Origin of the sequence: Nonomuraea bangladeshensis, assembly GCF_039529455.1 — a bacterium.
Lineage (GTDB): Bacteria > Actinomycetota > Actinomycetes > Streptosporangiales > Streptosporangiaceae > Nonomuraea > Nonomuraea bangladeshensis.
Map to the genome: position 1 here is coordinate 633,839 of NZ_BAAAMV010000001.1, position 16,185 is coordinate 650,023.

Consider the following 16,185-nt stretch of genomic DNA (forward strand, 5'->3'; position numbering starts at 1 on the left):
AATAACGCGCAGCTATGCAGGAAGGAGAACTGAAGATCGTCTGCACCGCTTCCGCTACCACTCCGGGGATTCTGCCCACGAAGCGACGAGACAGCAGAAGCAGTTATAGTGAAAGCTGTTGCGGCCGGGGGCGGCGATACGCTTGGCTTCTCTCGTGAGAGTCAAGAGAGTGCGTATCCAGAATTTTCGCTGCCTGCGCGATGTCGACATTCAGTTCGACAACATCACAACGTTCATCGGACCCAATGGCATCGGAAAGTCATCTGTGCTTCGCGCCCTCAACTGGTTCTTCAATGGCGCATCGAGCACTCCTCTCACGGAAGACGACGTGGCCGTTGGAGCCGGCCGCCGCCAAATCGTGGTCGAAGTTGAGTTCAGTGATCTTACACCGGAAGATCGGAACGCGTTGGGAAAGTACGCGCCAGCCGGGGCGGAAACGGTCACCATCTGGCGGCGCTGGGAGTCTGGAGTCGAAAAGATCTCAGCCAGAGCGTTCACGAACCCACTGTTCGACGCATTCAGGACTGCTCGCTCTGCAGAGGACAAACGAGCTGCTTATAAAACACTTCGCGAGGAGCGACCCGATTTCGATCTTCCGGCGGTTCGCAGCGTAAGGGATATGGAATCCGCACTGACCGTGTGGGAGAGCCAGAATCAGGGCAGCCTGTCATCACGGGAACTAAGCGCAGACGGTCATTTCTTCGGATTCAATGGCCAGGCAGTAATGTCTGGGCTTTTCGATTATGTCTTCGTCAGCGCAGACTTGAGGGCCGTCGAGGAAACCCAAGACTCAAAAGCTTCGGTGATCGGACGCATTCTAGAGCAGGCCATCGACAGGACCGCAGCCGAGGAAGATCTCGCACTATTGGGCAGCCTGCTGGTGGAGCGCCACAGCGAGGTTCACACCAAACATTTCACTCAACAACTCGCCGACCTTTCCAACGAGTTGACCAATGCTGTCGAAGAGTTTACACGCGGACGCCGAGTAGACGTCGAGCCTCGCGTCCCTACCTATAAGCCGCCTCCGGTGCAGTTCGAAGTGAGCGTTCGAGACGGGGCCGCAGTGACACAAGTAGATCGACAGGGTCACGGTTTCCAACGTGCGCTCATAATATCCGCTCTTGAGCTTCTAGCCCGACGCAAGGCAATCGCTACCGACCGTGTCATCTGCCTGGCCATTGAGGAACCCGAGTTGTTCCAGCATCCCGTTCAGGCTCGCGCGTTCTCAGCCGCTCTCCGACGATTGGCCAGCGATCGCAAACGCGGGATTCAAGTCACCTATGCCACCCACGCCCCTTACTTCTTGGCGGCGGACGGAATCCCTGAGATTAGACGACTCACGAGACAGCCCTCCACAGGAAAGGGCATGTACGAGACAATAGTGCGAACCGCCACTCAAGAGGATGTACAGCAATCCCTGGCCGGAGACGTAAGACAGGAGTCAGTTGAGCGCAACTTGGCGAAGCTGGCCCTGGAGTATCTACCCGAGGCCCTCTTCGCACGATCCGTCATACTTACGGAGGGAGACACAGAGCGAGCAGTGCTCGAAGGTGCAGCCCTGCGCGGTGAGGGTCTTGCAGCACACGGAGTCGTGGTCGCCGAGGTTAACGGAAAGGGCAACTTGGCACTTGCTCACGCCATTCTACGAGAATTTGGAGTACCCTGCTTCGTAGTTTTCGACGGAGACAAAGGCAAGGATGTCGCCAAAGCCGAAAACAGGCGCCTACTTCGACGGCTAAACGCGCCTCAAGAGGACTACCCAAGCACACAGGTCAACGAGCGATACGCCGCGTTCGAGTACGACCTAGAAAGAACTTTGCTCTCCGAGTGGCCAGAATGGAATACGGCACTCTCACACCTCCAACTTAGCGGTTCCGGAAGTCCTCGGAAGAGTGCCGCCTTGTACCGTCACGCGGCAATAAATGCCACGTCCGATGCACCCCAGATTCTAAAAGACATCATCGACGCAGCGATCAAGCTCGCCGCCGATAACGCATAGACCAATGCTACATAGAGGACCTGTTGAAGTGGACCGAAAAAACGTCGTCTCTTCCAACTTGGATTCCGTTGGGTACGATGCGCTCACACAGACACTGGAGATCCGATTCAAGAACGGATCCATATACCAATATGCCGACGTCCCCCTACACGTGCACCTGGAATTGATGAATGCTCCCAGCAAAGGACAGTTCCTGGCTCGCACAATAAAAGGGGTCTACCGATATCGGCGAGTACCAGGTTAAATTCGTAGAGTCGGTCATGGCTTTGCCGGGGTATCGAGGGTGAGCCCGGTCTGGGTCAGACAGCCGGTGAGCAGGTGAGGCCGGTACTGGATCTTCCTCAGCTTGCGTTTGACGATCCGGACCAGACCTGGCTGGTCGGTGACGGCGAAGTGGGCCAAGGCCCGGCGGAGCAGCGACCACACGCCCTCGGCGGGGTTGAGCTCGGGAGCGTAGGCGGGGAGCTGGACGATACGTAACCAGTCTGCGTTCTGGGCGGCGAAGTCGGCGAGCTGGCCGGCCAGGTGCACGTTCAAGTTGTCCCAGCACCACACCAGCGGCGCGCCCAGATGGTGGTGGGTGGCCACGATCAGGTCCCGATAGTCCATCCAGGAGAAGGTCTTGGGCTCGCCCCTGCGGCCGTGGTAGATGTGCATGCGGTAGAACAGGTGCGGCCGTTCGCCGTCCCGGAAGGCCAGGACGCCGGCCATGTTGACTTGGCCCGAGCCTCTGCCGCGGACCGTCACCACCGGCCGGGCGCCGACCGGTGCCCAGGTGCGTCCTTTCGGCGGCCTCAGCCCTTGCCCGGCTTCGTCTTCGAAGCAGAGGTAGGCGCCCAGGTCCGCCGCGGTTCTTTTACCGCGGGCCACACCTCGGCCTTCCACAACGCGATGGTCTCCTCGTCCCGCTCGATCGCGCGCCGGGCCGGGACCTGCACCGACCAGCCGTGGCGGTGCAGCAGCTTGCCCACGCCCTCGATGGTGTAGCCGATGTGGAACAGCCGTCCAATCAGTGTCTTGACCCGGCCCAGCGTCCAGCACTGATCCTCGGCATATCCCCAGGCCAGTGGGCCCCGCCGTAACTCGGCATCCAGCCGCGCCCACTGCCGGTCCGACAGCTTCTCCCTCGACACCGGCCCCTTGGACAGCAGCGCCGGTCTGCCGGCCTCCCGCCATGCCTTGCGCCAGCGGGTCACCGACCGCTCGTGCACCTGTAACCGCGCCGCGACCGTCCTGGTCGACTCTCCGGCCTCGAACCACTCGGCCGCCTGCAGCCGTACACGCTCCCGCCGCGCCTGCTCCGCGGGCGTGTACCCACCCCTTTGCCCGTACCGCATGCTCCGGTCGTACCGCATCGAACGCGATCCGTCACGAGGCTAGGACTCTACACTTTCAACCGGTGTATCGGGGGCGGGGGGAAAAGTGGTCGTGGGATGCACCAGCCACCAACTGGGCGAGTTGTTCCAGCTCATGCACGCACTCGGGACACGCTCGCGAAGCCGTGGGCGCGAACGGCATGGACCATCCCAAGACCGGCAAGGGCTTGGCTGCCTCACCACACAGGCTGTCGGTCGAGTCGGCAGGTACGGCATGGACGACCTCACTGCCACTTTCCGTTATCCCGAGCCGATGCCTTTCGGGCTGCTTCGGCGGCGCAGCGTCGTCGTAGATCTCCAGGTCGTCCAGGTGCACGGCCCAGCGGCGCACCCCATACGGCGCCTCGTCGGCGTCGCCGTCGAGTTCGACCAAGGCCAGGGTGCCATCGCGCAGGAGGCCGACAACGATTCCCTTCCGCCCGATCAGGCATGAGGCCAAGTAACGAGTGCGCGACGGGCTGTGCAGCATTTGCTTGATCACGACCCGAGCATGCGACGTAATCACCGTACGCTCACGATCGAGTGGACGAGGCGAGATCAGCAATCGGCCCCGGGCGCGGATGGTTCCGGTACAGCTCGGCATAGCGGAAGGCCACCCGGCGAGCGGCCCGCGCCGGTTCGTCCGCCGGGTGACGGGCGTACATGACTTGTTTACGTTGCTCGTTCCAGCCCACGCGCCACCAGAACCACTGGCCATCGCACCAGACCACCAGGCCGACCCACACCGACACCAGCGCCAAGCCGTAACCGTCGTGCACCTCGGCGGTAACGTCGTGATCCTTGAGGGCCACCTGCAAGCGTTCGGCGGCCACCACAGGGAAAGCCGCCGTGTTCACGTGCTTGACGGGAACGCTCATCGGTACTGCCTCCTGACACCAGGAATCCGGTCAGCAGGAACCGTAGGCAGCGACGATCAGCACAGCCCGCAACGCTGTGAAGGTCAAGAACCCGCAGAAAAGTGCGGGTCAGATGATGCCAGCGCGTTGTGCCAGCGGCCTGAGTTCGGGCGTGCTCGCCCGGTGTTCACGCTTGAGCAACTGCGTCAGCAGTTCGCGGGGCCGCCCGCCATACCGTACGAGTTCGGGGGAGAGCCGTTCCGCTTGCAGGAGCATGTTGACCGAGGCGGCGTCCTTGCGCTGCATCGAGTACGCCCGAGCCAAGTCCAGGTGCACCTGTGCCCGCCGCCCGACAAGGCCCGTGGCCAGTGTCGAGAGGTTCACGGACTCCCCGGTGCTGATCGCTCGCCGGGCGTCGCCGAACTCGACGGCTGCCGACACCTCGTGAATGGCCACGTTCGTCAGGCCGAAGGCCGTCCAGAAGTCGTTACGATCTTCACCGATCGCATCGGCCGCGTGCCGTGCCTGGTTGAGGAAGGTCTCGACACCGGCCCGGTCGTAGGCCGCCGCAGCAGCCGTGACGGCGACCAGGTAGAGAGCGCCGAGCACCGGCAAGGATCGCGGGCCACGGCGCAGCGAGTCGGCGGCCTGGAGGACGAGCTGTAGCGCCCGCTCCGTCTCATGCAGCCGGATCAGGACATAGCCGAGCCGGTACGCGCTCACGGCGACCAGCAGCGGCCGTTCGGCCTCTTCGGCGGCGGCGAGAGAACGATCCGCCGCCACCCACGCCAGCTCCGGTTCGCCCACTCGCCGCAGCGTCGTCGTGGCGCAGTGGTACGTCAGCGAGCGGAGCGTCTGATAGGCCCGGCGAGCACCTGCGGGAGCGTGACGGCTGCCCAGTTCCGTCGCCACGATCAGGCGTGGCAGCCGGCGGCCGACCTCGTCGTAGCGCGTCGCCTGATAGAGATCGTTCACTCTACGGATCTCATGCTGGAGCCAGAGGAGGGATTCCACCGACCCTCCCGCGAGGTGGGGGGCAATGGAGGAGGACAGGCCGTCGTACCCCATCATGGCCCTCCGGATGCCGGGGGCGGCCTCGTATCGCGTCATGGTGGTGCTCTTCTTCGCGGTGAGTTCGTCGACGGCCAGGCCCAGGATCTCGGCGAGGGCGTTGATCACGGTGTGGTTGTCCACCGAGCGCTGGCCTCGTTCCACCTGGCTGAGCCAGCTCTCGGAGCGGCCGACGAGGCCGGACAGGACGGCCTGTGACAGGCCCCGCCGACGGCGTGCGCGAGCGATACGTTGGCCGATCTCCTGCCGGGCGTCCATGACATCACTCCCGCGAGTGTCGCTCTCCGACCACGCTGTGCAGCTCCTGCATGATTCGTTCCCAGGATGGCATGCGGAACTCGGGCGGGGCGTCGGGATCGAAGAGGACCCGCGCGCCCATCTCCTCAAGGCAGGTGACATTGCGGGCAAAGGCCAGGTGCCGGGCGAGCGCCGCCTTGAGCAGGGGCACGGCCAGGATCGGCACACCGAAGCCCATCACCTCGCACAGCAGCCCGACCGCGAACGTGTCGGCGATCCCGCCCGCCCACTTGTTGATCGTGTTGAACGTGGCCGGAGCGACGACCACCGCGTCGGCCGGGGGCAGCCCCTTCGGTTCGTCCGGCATCCGGTACGTGCTGCGAACTCGGTCACCGGTCAATCGCTCCAGTCGCGGAACGTCGACGAAGCGTTCGCCCATCGGGGTCGTGACGACATGCACCTGCCATCCGGCGGCCTGAGCCAACAGAACCAGGTCATGCACATGGGCAGCCGCAGGCGCCCCACACGCGATCACGTAGAGAACGCCGCGCGTCGCTGGCACAGGTCCCATAAGCCATGATCCTAATCCGAACATTGCTTGGCGATTCGCCTCGCTGTGGCGATCCGGTTGCGGGTGACTTCGGCCCAGAACGCCTCCCCGTGGCGGTGACCGCTTCCGGCGTAGGACCACTCCGCCAAGGTGAGGGCCTTGTCCGGGTCCGGTGCCGGTAGGCCGAGGAGAAGACGCGCTTGCTCGGCGCGGTACTCGGCCCGAGTCCGGCGCAGGTCTCCGAGCGTGATCGAGTAGTGGCGTGACTTCGTGGAGAAGTGGCCCCGGTAGCCGAGCATGTGAGCCCACCGCCGTAGCGAGATCTCCCGGTATTCGGGCAGGCGGCCGAGGGCGAAGCACGTGTAGATCATGCGGCGTGCGTGGTCGGTGACGGGCAGGAGTTCGATGTCGCTCGCGTTCTTGATGGGCCGGTCCACGGTCCCGGCGGACTCCGCGCCCTTGGTCGCGTACTTGGCCACGTAGGCGGCGACGCGCTGATCACTCACGCCGTCCAGTTCCGTCGAGACGTAGACGGGCCGGACGTCGAGTTGGTCACCCCACATCAGATCAGCTCCGGAACCGCCGGGCATGGGTACCGCGACGCAGCGGGCGGCGTCCCTGATCGCGCGGTCCAGGAGGGCGACCGTCGCCCACGGCGGGGGGCGGTCGGCTGGACCGTCGGGGCCGTCAAGGCGGATCACAGCGTGGAAGTGGACCAGGCCCCGCGACTGATACTCGGCGACCTTCGCGTAGGAGATGCGCAGCAGACGCCGCAGAGCAGCCCGGCGCATGCCGACGAGCCGGGCCAGCGCTGTGGGTAGCGCCTGGGTGAAGCGCCGCCACAGCTCGCCCGCGTGGGCGTTCCACAGGACAGCACTGCGGTAGTCGTAGCAGTCCGCGCACAGCGGTTGGCCGATGTGGGGGTCATCGCGTTCGTGGCGCGCAGGCCGGAGATGGTCAGGTGGTACATGTCGTCCCGATAGGTGGCCGAGCAGGCCGGGCAGCGAGAGGCGCGCCGGTTGCCGCAGGCCGTGAGGAGGAAGCCGGTGGACTCGTCGGCCGTGCGGTAGATGTCCAAGGCCTCACCCGTCCCGGCATCCACGGTCACTCGTTCGCCGTGGAGCCGGACGGGTTGCGACATCAGGGCCGCTCTCCAGCGAGCCTCCATGCCCGACTTCTCCCGCTGGCTTCATGCCGCCACCCCTTGACCTGAGCCAGGATGGTCGCCGGTGTCACTCATGATCCCGATTTATGACCCCGATCCGCTGCCATTTCTCGTCGGACCATTGCGGCCGTCTCCGTCCTTCGGCTTGCCGCAGCGCACGATGCCCGACAGCAGGTACCGGTGTTCGCGCTCGTCGGTCGGTATCGGCGCGCCGACGCTTCCATCGCCGTTGACCCGGTGCCCTTCCGCTTGTCCATCACAACCATGACAGCCCGCCACTCGTCGGGCGACAGGATCGGCTCCCACTGGCCCACCACGGGGATGCCGTGGGGCGTCACGGACGAAGTTCCCCGCCGATCATCCGCCAGCCGCACAGCGGTGGTTCTCCAGAGCGGACCGCAGGGACATCCGAATCCAGGGGTTGCCCCGTGAGGTGACGACGCCGAGGCGCTGCCACTCCTTGACGATCGAGTCCAGCGAGCGACCGGCCGCGAACTCAAGCGCGGCCTTGCGCGAAGGACAGGGGGCTCCTCCGGATCGAGCGTCACGCGGTCGGGCAGCCAGCCGAAGGGGCGAGGCCCGCCCACCGGCTTGCCCTGCTCGGCTCGCGCCTGGTGGGAGCGGCGCACCCGGCGCTGCATCTTGCGTACTTCCATCTTGGAAATGACGGCGCTGCTGGCGCGGGACGCCCCCTACGGCGTCGGCTACTTCGCCGCGCTGTGGGACTGACGCCGCGGCACCGGCACCTTCATGAGGTCGCGGGCCAGCACGACCTCCCCGTCGTAGCTGCGCCGCACCTCGGCGACGAACGCGGGCTCGTCGTCGAAGCCGTACCGTTCGGAGAAGTGCGTGAGCACCAGCCGCCGCACGCCCGCGTCGGCCGCCACGAGGCCCGCCTCGTACGCCGTCAGGTGCCCGTACTCCTTGGCGAGCGCGCTCTCCCCCGACAGGAACGTGGCCTCGATGACCAGCAGGTCGGCCCCGTTGGCCAGCTCGAAGACGGTGTCGCAGAGCCGGGTGTCCATGACGAAGGCGACGGCCTGCCCCGGCCGGGGCTCGCTGCACTCCTCCAGCGTGACGCCGCGTACGGAGCCCTTGCGCTGCAGCTCGCCGACCTCGGGGCCGCGGATGCCGTGGGCGGCGAGCCTGGCGGGCAGCATGCGGCGGCCGGGCGGCTCCTGGACGCGGTAGCCGTACGACTCCACGGGGTGGGACAGGCGGCGCGCGGTCAGCGGCCCGATCGCGGCCAGCGGGCCGGAGACGGGATGCTCGGAGATCACGTCGGTGTCGGCGAAGGCGGCGGCGTGCCGCAGCCGCCGCCAGTACGTCGTCCCGGAGGCCGGGAACACCGCCCGCACCGGATGCCGCACCCGGTCACGGGCGATGCGCTGCACGACGCCGGGGACGCCGAGGCAGTGGTCGCCGTGGAAGTGCGTGACGCAGAGCCAGTGCACGTCGTTCGCGCGCGCCCCGGCGTGCACCATCTGCCGCTGCGTGCCCTCGCCGGGGTCGAAGAGGAAACCCTGACCGTCCCAGCGCAGGAGGTAGCCGTTGTGGTTACGGTGTCGGGTGGGAACGGCGCTGGAGGTGCCGAGCACCACGAGCTCACGAGAGGACATGATGACCATCACTGAGACCGGCGCGGCGGGCACGGTGGCGCTGGCCGAGGTGCCGACGCCGGTGGGCGCGTTCACGCTGGCCGTCACGGAGACGGGGCTCGTGGCGTCGGGCTGGGGCTCCGGCGCGGGCCTGGCGGAGCGGCTCGGGCTGGTCGAGGTGCATGATCCGGATCGTACGGCCTCGGCCGTCGCCGAGCTCGACGCGTATTTCGCCGGGGAGCTGCGCGCCTTCCGCACGCCGATCGACTGGCGGCTGATGGCGGGGTCGCGGCGGCGGGTGCTCCAGGCGCTGCACGCGGTCCCGTACGGGTCCGCCGTCACCTACGGCGAGCTGGCGAAGCTCAGCGGCACGAGCGTGCCCGCCCGGGGCATCGGCTCCATCATGGGCTCCAACCCGATCCCGATCTTCGTGCCCTGCCACCGGGTGATCGCGGGCACCGGGCTCGGCGGGTTCAGCGGCGGCGTGGGCGTGGAGACCAAGCGGTGGCTGCTCACCCACGAGGGCTACCTGCAGCCGACCCTGCTGGATCTCTGAGCGGCTCGGACACTCCCCGGCCTCCGACAGACTGGTGCGTGTGCGCCAGCAGCCTGTCATCGCCGTCGTCGGCCCCACCGCGGCCGGGAAGTCCGACCTCGCCGTGGAGCTCGCCCTCCGCCTCGGGGGCGAGTGCGTCAACGCCGACTCCATGCAGCTCTACCGAGGCATGGACATCGGCACCGCGAAGCTGACGCCCGCCGAGATGCGCGGCGTGCCGCACCACCTGCTGGACATCTGGGACGTCACGGTCACCGCGAGCGTGGCCGAGTACCAACGGCTGGCGCGCGAGGTGTTCGACAAGGTCGCGACGCCGGTGCTGGTCGGCGGCAGCGGCCTGTACGTCCGGGCGGCGCTCGACGACCTGGAGTTCCCCGGCACCGACCCCGAGATCCGGGCCCGGCTGGAGGCCGAGCTTGCCGAGCGCGGCCCGGCCCCGCTGTACGAGCGGCTGCGCGGCCTCGACCCGGCCGCCGCCTCGGCGATCCTGCCCGGCAACGGCCGCCGCATCGTGCGGGCGCTGGAGGTGATCGAGCACTCGGGCCGGCCGTTCTCGGCCACGATGCCGTCGTACGACGCGCTCTACCCGAGCGTCCAGATCGGCCTGGACGTGCCGCGCCCCGTGCTGGACGAGCGGATCGAGCTCCGGGTGGACCGGATGTGGGCGGCGGGCCTGGTGGAGGAGGTGCGCGCGCTGCTCGGTCAGGGCCTGGCCGAGGGCCGTACGGCCGGCCGCGCGCTCGGCTACGCGCAGGTGATCCGTTTCCTGAACGGCGAGTGGAGCGAGGAGCAGGCCCGGGCCGAGACGGTGCGGGCGACCAGGCGTTTCGCCCGCCGCCAGGAGTCGTGGTTCAGGCGCGATCCGCGGGTGCGGTGGCTGCCGTACGACGCCCCTGATCTTGTCGAGCGCTCCCTCGCCGAGATCCCCGGACACCCCGCACCCTAAACTTGCAATATGCGCTTCCTGAAGGGTCACGGCACCGAGAACGACTTCGTCATCCTGCCCGATCACGACGGCGAGCTGGACGTGACGGCCGCGCTCGTCGCCAGGATCTGCGACAGGAGGGCGGGACTCGGGGCCGACGGCGTGCTCCGGGTGGTGCGCACCAAGCGGAGCCACGAGGTGGCCGGGCAGGCGTCCGCCGCGGAGTGGTTCATGGACTACCGAAACGCCGACGGCAGCATGGCCGAGATGTGCGGCAACGGCGTGCGCGTCTTCGCCCGCTACCTCATCGACGCGGGACTCGCCGACTCCTCCGGGTTCGCCGTCGCCACGCGGGGCGGCCTGCGCCAGGTGCACCTGGAGCCGAACGGCGACGTCACGGTCGACATGGGCAAGCCGAACGTGCTCGGCGAGAGCACGGCCCACGTGGGCGGCATCGACTATCCCGGCATGCGGATCGACATGGGCAACCCGCACCTGGCCTGCCCCATCGGCGATCCGGTCGCCCAGCTCGACCTCACGCACCAGCCCGGCTTCGACACCGGCGTCTTCCCGAGCGGCGTCAACATCGAGCTGTTCAACCCGGTGGGCGTCAGCCGCGCGGTGATGCGCGTCTTCGAGCGCGGCTCGGGAGAGACCCGCGCGTGCGGCACGGGCGCGGTGGCGACGGCGGTCGCGGCGGCGGCCCTGTCGGGCGACACCACCGGCACCTGGACGGTGGAGGTGCTCGGCGGCACGCTCACCGTCATCCTCGAAGAGGAGACGAGCTACCTGTCCGGGCCGGCGGTGATCGTGGCCAGCGGCGAGCTCATGCTTGCAGAATGATGTTCTGCTGAGGCATGCTGGGTCTGATTCCCGAACCGAGAGGTGGGGCATGGCAGACCCGCGCACGACCGCAGTCCAGGTGAAAGCGCCCATCGGGCAGCTCGGCGGCGGCTTCATGGTCTCCCGGGAGGCCAAGGCCGCCTGCGAGGAGCACGGCCTCGGCCCCCGCGAGCTCTACTTCCGCGGCCGCTGCGGCGTGCTCGGCGAGTGCGACGCCGACGTGGTCCACTCCGTCGCCGTCTTCTTCCCGCGCGAGCACGTCGAGGAGAGCTGGAACGGCGGCCGCAAACTCGCCGCCGACCGCGCCGTCGAGGTCTACGCAGAGGTGTGCCGCGCCTGGGGCCGGCGCAAGCTGGGCGGATACGAGGGCTGCGCCAGGCTCGCCGAGCTGCTGGAGCCGGTGGTCGCCGCGGCGTCGTCCGTGGGCGCGCCGCTGTTCGCCGGCTGGCGGGCGGTGCCGCTCGCCGACGACCCGCCGGCACGCGCCGTCCAGCTCATGCACTGCGTACGCGAGCTGCGCGGCGGCCTGCACGCCAACGTCGTGCTCGCCGCCGGGCTGCACCCGCTGGAGGCCACGCTCGCCGCCGAGCACGACACGACCCCGTTCGGACAGGCCACCGGCACCCGGATCGCCCAGTTCTTCTCCTGGCCGGAGCCCTACCCCGAGCCGACTCCTGAGCTCATGGCCCGCCGGGCCGAGGCCGAGGAGCGCACCGACGATCTCATGGCGCCGGTCTTCTCCGTGCTCGGCGACAGCGAAACGGACGAGCTGATCGGCCTTCTGCGTTTTGGGCACGCTCGTTGACCTGGCAGACTGACTGCCCATGGACGTGGACATCTGGGCCTGGGTCGGCGACACCCAGCAGCAGCTTTCCGAGGCGGGCAACGTTGGCCTCGCCATGGCGCTGGGAGACCTTCCCGCACAGGCCTATGAGGGCCGATACCCGCAGCTCGACGTCATGGCCCCCGCCATCGCGCAGCAGGCCGAGACCCTTGAGCTGCCCTGGCTGGAGTTCTACGCCCGCTACTGGCACCTCGTCGGCCGCATCGGCGACCGCGCCCAGGGCGCGGTCGCGCTCGACGACGCGCGGCAGCTGCTGGCGTTCGCCCAGCGCGAAGACGTGCGCGAGTGCCCGTCCGCCCCGGCGGCGGTCGAGGCCCTCGCCATCGCCCTGGCCAACACCGACGGCCCCGGCTACGCCACCGAGCGCCTGGAGACGCTGGGCGCCCACCTGGAGGCCCTGAGCCCCGAGCGACCCGCCTTCACCGGCCTCGTCACCCAATACGTCGCCGCGCTGATCGACGCCGGCAAGGCGGACGAGGCCGTCAGCTACGCCGAGTCCGCCACCGAGCGGCTGCGCACCGCCGGCCGCGCGCCGAGCTGGGAGCTCGGCGCCGAGCACGCCCGCGCGCTGCTGGCCGCGGGCCGCGCCGAGGCCGCGCTCGACGCCCTGCAGGCCGCCTCCGGCCACCAGCCCGACGACCCGGTGGCCAAGGAGCACCGCGACGGCGTGCGCCGGGCGCTGATCCTCGCCACGCTCGGCCGGGTCGCCGAGGCCGTCGACGCGCTGCCCGACCTCGACGTGGTCGGCGAGCACCCGCGCGTGTTCGTCGAGTGGTCGCGCGCGGTCGCCCTGATGGCCGGCTCCGCGCAGATCACCAACACCTGGCAGCTCGGCCGGGTGCTGCGCCAGTGGATCGACTACTTCGGCATGATGGGCGGCTACCGCGCCCGGGTCGAGCTCGCGCTGATCGCCGGCGACCTCGCCGTCGGCCGCAAGGGCGTCTGGCAGGCCAGGCTGCTGGCCGACGTCGCCGAGTCCGGCACCGCCGAGCTGCGCGCGGGCGACGACCTCACCGAGCGCATCGCCGCGCTGCGGGCCGCCGCCGACGCCACCGCCGAGCACGAGGCCCCCGGCACGCTGGAGGAGCGGGTGGGCCTGTTCGACGCGGCCGACGGCTTCAACGCCGACCCCGAGAAGTGGGTGGGCTGGCTGGCGCCGCTGTCCGGCGACGACATCGAGGCGACCCGCCGCCACACCACCACGCTGGGCTTCCTCGGCTACCCCGCGGCCGGCGCCGACATCTACTGGAAGACCCTCGTCGACACCGGCAAGATCGGCGAGGCCGACGCCGACGACGTCGCCTACCTCACCACCCTGCTCATCGAGGCCCGCCAGGACGAGCGGCTGGAGCAGATGGCCGCGCTGCTGCCGCACGCCGCGCAGCAGGTCGCGCTCGCCCGCCTGCACAGCGCCCGCGAGCGCTGGCCGGAGGCGCTCGACGCCGCCGAGCACGCCGTCGCGGCCGGGGCCGGCATCGACGCCCGCCGCCTGCTGTCCGGCGCCGCCCAGCAGCTCGACCAGAACGCCAGGGCCGCCCAGGTGCTGGTGGAGGTCCTTGACGAGCTGGCCGACGAGGACGTCTGGCGCATGATCGTCATGGCCACCTCCGCCGAGGACTGGGACATCGTCCGCAAGGGCGCCGCCAAGATCGGCATGCCGGTCAAGTCCAAGGAGGGCCCGATCGAGGAGGAGATGGGCCTCATCCGGGTCATCCTCCCCGCGCCCGACGGCGGCCAGCGCCAGGTGCTGTCCATCCGCACCGGCCCCGCCACCGCCCGGCTGGCCCTGCCGCAGCCGCGCGGCATGGACTACAACGCCGGCGACCTGGTCGTCTTCGACCCGCAGCTGCTGGAGCCGGTGCCCGACGACCCGCAGGAGCAGCAGAACTTCGTGCCGCCGTTCGCGGCCGTACGCATTCTGCGCCCCGGCGGCTACACCAGCTACTTCTTCGACGGCGCCGCGCCGAGCGAGTCCGACTGGGCCGAGTTCACCGAGGTCATGGCCGAGCGGGGCTGGCCGATGTGGGTCTACAGCGACGAGAACTACAAGGTCACCCACCCCACCTCGGGCGAGCCGCTGCCGGGCGTGTTCGGCTGGGTCGCGGTGCCGCCGGACGTCAGCCCGCAGGAGGTCGACGCCCTGCTCGACGACGCCACCGAGCGGTGGGTGCACCCGCTGGCCTGGCTCGACCTCGCCCGCGAGATCGACGTCGAGGTCGGCCGGCACGAGCGCATCGTCAAGGAATACGGCCTGTAGGCGAAAACGGAGAAGGGCGGCGCGGGTGCTGGAGCGGTTCCGTCTGGACGGGAAGGTGGCGATCGTCACCGGAGCCTCGTCCGGGCTCGGGGTGGCCTTCGCCCGCGGCCTGGCCGAGGCGGGCGCCGACGTCGTGATCGGCGCCCGGCGTGCCGACCGCCTGGAGAAGACGCGGCGGCTGGTCGAGGAGACCGGCCGCCGGTGCCTGGTCGTGCCCGCCGACGTGGCGAAGCCCGAGGACTGCGAGGCGCTCGCCGCCGCCGCGGTCGAGGGCCTCGGCGGCCTCGACGTGTTAGTCAACAACGCCGGGCTCGGCACCGCCGTCCCCGCGCTGAAGGAGATGCCCGCCGAGTTCCGCCAGGTGGTCGAGGTCAACCTGATGGGCGCCTACTGGATGGCGCAGGCGTGCGCGCGGGTGATGCGGCCGGGCTCGTCGATCGTCAACATCGGCAGCGTGCTGGCCGAGAGCACCGCCGGGCTGCCGCAGGCCGCCTACACCGCCTCCAAGGCGGCGCTCGCCGGGCTGACCCGCGACCTCGCGCAGCAGTGGACGGGGCGGCGCGGCATCCGGGTCAACTGCCTGGAGCCGGGGTTCTTCGCCTCCGAGATGACCGACCAATACCGGCCCGGCTACCTCGAGCAGATGGTGGACGCGCGGGTGGTCATGCGGCGGCCGGGCGACCCCGCCGAGCTGGTGGCCGCCGCCGTGTTCCTGGCGAGCGAGGCGTCCTCCTACGTCACCGGCGTCGTCCTCCCGGTGGACGGCGGCTTCCTGCTCACCTAGGCGTGCTGCTCGTTCATTCGTTGAGCAGGTCGTGTCGGGCGGCGAGGATGCCGGCGTGGAAGCGGGTGCGGGCGCCGAGGCGTTCGCAGAGCACCTGGACGCGGCGTTGCACCGTGCGCGGGCTGAGGCCGAGCTGGCGGGCGATGGCGTCGTCCTTCATGCCGCCGGCGAGCAGGGCGAGCACCTCGGCGTCGGGGGCGCGGGGCCGGCCGTCGGGCTGGAGGCGGTCCTCGGACAGGCGCAGCGGCACCGCGGCCCGCCACAGCGTCTCGAAGAGCCCGACCAGGGCGTCCAGCAGCGCTGACGGGTGCACGACGAGCGCGCTCTCGACGGCCAGGTCCTCGTCCGAGGCCAGCGGCAGGATGGCGGTGCGGGCGTCGGCGACGGCCAGCTTGACCGGCACCTCGCCCAGCCTGGCCTGCTCGCCGTCGGCGACGGCGCGGCGGGTGTGGGCGAGCATGCCGGGCTGCTCGAAGGCGAGCGGGCTGTAGATGCCGCGGACGACGGGCGCTCCCCTGCGGGCGGCGCGGCGCGAGGGCCGGTGGCCGTCGCCGATGTCCACCGCGTACGGCGGATGCACCAGCACCAGCAGCTCCCGGATGGCGTCGCGTTCGAGCTGGAGGTAGCGGCGGGCGACGGCGTCGCGCCCGGTCACCACCTCCAGCACCTCCTCAGGCTGCGGCCCGCCGCGCCCGGCGGCCTCGGTGGCCAGCAGCGCGGCGGCGGCGCGGCTGTGGGTCAGCTCCTCCTGGCGGCGGGCGACGAGGATGTCGACGGCGATGTCCGGCGGGGTGGCGACGAGCCGGAGCGGCCGGCCGGCGACGCGGGAGGTGAGCCCGAGGTCCTCGAGGCGGGGCAGCACGCGGCGGACGGCGGCGGCCGAGGAGCCGGTCTCGGCGGCCAGCTCGCCGAGGGTCGCGGGGCCGTGCCGGAGCAGGGCGCGGTAGGCCGTCTCCTCGGCGACGGTGACCCCCAGCCCTTCCAGTAAGCGCCGCTGCGCCATGCCGACCTCTCTGAACAGGCCATGATCCATCACGAGCGTACGGCGGGCCGGCTCCGGCGGTCCACAGGCGGACGGAGGTCTTGTTCGAGGGGCGGGCGGCCATCTATGGTCGTTGCGTAGTCCGGTGCGTGTTGCGCATTA

18 protein-coding genes are annotated in these 16,185 nt (G+C 69.4%); 8 read left to right on the plus strand and 10 right to left on the minus strand.

All coding sequences use genetic code 11. From position 1 onward, the window contains the following. The first annotated feature begins 154 nt into the window (after positions 1-154). Complete coding sequence (locus ABD292_RS02740; protein WP_344204932.1) at positions 155-1,999, plus strand: AAA family ATPase; 1,845 nt, start codon at positions 155-157, stop codon at positions 1,997-1,999. 4 nt (positions 2,000-2,003) lie between these two features. After that, positions 2,004-2,243: a KTSC domain-containing protein gene (locus ABD292_RS02745; RefSeq protein WP_344204933.1), complete on the plus strand. Its 240-nt coding sequence runs from the start codon at positions 2,004-2,006 to the stop codon at positions 2,241-2,243. Positions 2,244-2,257: 14 nt separating this feature from the next. Here ABD292_RS02745 and ABD292_RS02750 read toward each other — a convergent pair whose 3' ends face one another. From ABD292_RS02750 to ABD292_RS02785, 9 genes are all read right to left on the minus strand, one after another. After that, complete coding sequence (locus tag ABD292_RS02750; RefSeq protein ID WP_344204934.1) at positions 2,258-2,884, minus strand: transposase; 627 nt, start codon at positions 2,882-2,884, stop codon at positions 2,258-2,260. Continuing rightward, complete coding sequence (locus ABD292_RS02755) at positions 2,794-3,336, minus strand: winged helix-turn-helix domain-containing protein (protein ID WP_344204935.1); 543 nt, start codon at positions 3,334-3,336, stop codon at positions 2,794-2,796. Before ABD292_RS02755 ends, ABD292_RS02750 begins: the two co-directional genes overlap by 91 nt. A 55-nt stretch (positions 3,337-3,391) precedes the next feature. Further along, on the minus strand, positions 3,392-3,856 hold the full coding sequence (locus ABD292_RS02760; RefSeq protein WP_344204936.1) for a hypothetical protein: 465 nt from the start codon (positions 3,854-3,856) through the stop codon (positions 3,392-3,394). Positions 3,857-3,887: 31 nt separating this feature from the next. After that, entirely contained in the window at positions 3,888-4,232 is a 345-nt protein-coding gene (locus ABD292_RS02765) for a hypothetical protein (RefSeq protein WP_344204937.1), read from the minus strand. 108 nt (positions 4,233-4,340) lie between these two features. Continuing rightward, entirely contained in the window at positions 4,341-5,540 is a 1,200-nt protein-coding gene (locus ABD292_RS02770) for a helix-turn-helix domain-containing protein (RefSeq protein WP_344204938.1), read from the minus strand. A 4-nt stretch (positions 5,541-5,544) separates the two neighbouring features. Next, entirely contained in the window at positions 5,545-6,114 is a 570-nt protein-coding gene (locus ABD292_RS02775) for a flavoprotein (protein WP_344204939.1), read from the minus strand. Further along, positions 6,102-6,860 carry a replication initiator gene (locus tag ABD292_RS02780; protein ID WP_344204941.1) on the minus strand — a complete coding sequence of 253 codons (759 nt, stop codon included), beginning with the start codon at positions 6,858-6,860 and terminating at the stop codon, positions 6,102-6,104. The genes ABD292_RS02775 and ABD292_RS02780 overlap by 13 nt, the downstream gene beginning before the upstream one ends. Next, positions 6,767-7,237: a replication initiator gene (locus tag ABD292_RS48870; protein WP_425564975.1), complete on the minus strand. Its 471-nt coding sequence runs from the start codon at positions 7,235-7,237 to the stop codon at positions 6,767-6,769. The genes ABD292_RS02780 and ABD292_RS48870 overlap by 94 nt, the downstream gene beginning before the upstream one ends. 701 nt (positions 7,238-7,938) lie before the next feature. Continuing rightward, positions 7,939-8,853 (minus strand): ribonuclease Z, encoded by a 915-nt coding sequence (locus ABD292_RS02785; RefSeq protein ID WP_344204942.1) that lies wholly within the window; start codon positions 8,851-8,853, stop codon positions 7,939-7,941. Between ABD292_RS02785 and ABD292_RS02790 the strand changes: the two genes are divergently transcribed. Genes ABD292_RS02790 through ABD292_RS02815 form a run of 6 tightly spaced genes read left to right on the plus strand, consistent with a single transcriptional unit; the run spans position 8,852 to position 15,041 of the window. Then, positions 8,852-9,388 carry a methylated-DNA--[protein]-cysteine S-methyltransferase gene (locus ABD292_RS02790; protein WP_344204944.1) on the plus strand — a complete coding sequence of 179 codons (537 nt, stop codon included), beginning with the start codon at positions 8,852-8,854 and terminating at the stop codon, positions 9,386-9,388. The genes ABD292_RS02785 and ABD292_RS02790 overlap by 2 nt on opposite strands. Before the next feature lie 40 nt (positions 9,389-9,428). After that, entirely contained in the window at positions 9,429-10,334 is a 906-nt protein-coding gene (gene miaA, locus ABD292_RS02795) for a tRNA (adenosine(37)-N6)-dimethylallyltransferase MiaA (protein WP_344204946.1), read from the plus strand. Positions 10,335-10,343: 9 nt separating this feature from the next. Beyond that, entirely contained in the window at positions 10,344-11,156 is an 813-nt protein-coding gene (dapF, locus tag ABD292_RS02800; RefSeq protein ID WP_344204947.1) for a diaminopimelate epimerase, read from the plus strand. 49 nt (positions 11,157-11,205) lie between these two features. Then, positions 11,206-11,961: an SCO6745 family protein gene (locus ABD292_RS02805; protein WP_344204948.1), complete on the plus strand. Its 756-nt coding sequence runs from the start codon at positions 11,206-11,208 to the stop codon at positions 11,959-11,961. 19 nt (positions 11,962-11,980) lie between these two features. Beyond that, on the plus strand, positions 11,981-14,257 hold the full coding sequence (locus tag ABD292_RS02810) for a tetratricopeptide repeat protein (protein WP_344204949.1): 2,277 nt from the start codon (positions 11,981-11,983) through the stop codon (positions 14,255-14,257). A gap of 25 nt (positions 14,258-14,282) precedes the next feature. After that, a complete protein-coding gene (locus ABD292_RS02815) occupies positions 14,283-15,041 on the plus strand; it encodes an SDR family NAD(P)-dependent oxidoreductase (protein ID WP_344204950.1) in 759 nt (252 codons plus the stop codon). A gap of 13 nt (positions 15,042-15,054) precedes the next feature. On the opposite strand, the gene ABD292_RS02820 is transcribed toward ABD292_RS02815, so the two are convergent. Beyond that, positions 15,055-16,074, minus strand: a complete 1,020-nt coding sequence (locus tag ABD292_RS02820) for a helix-turn-helix domain-containing protein (RefSeq protein WP_344204951.1) — start codon at positions 16,072-16,074, stop codon at positions 15,055-15,057. Positions 16,075-16,185: the final 111 nt, after the last annotated feature.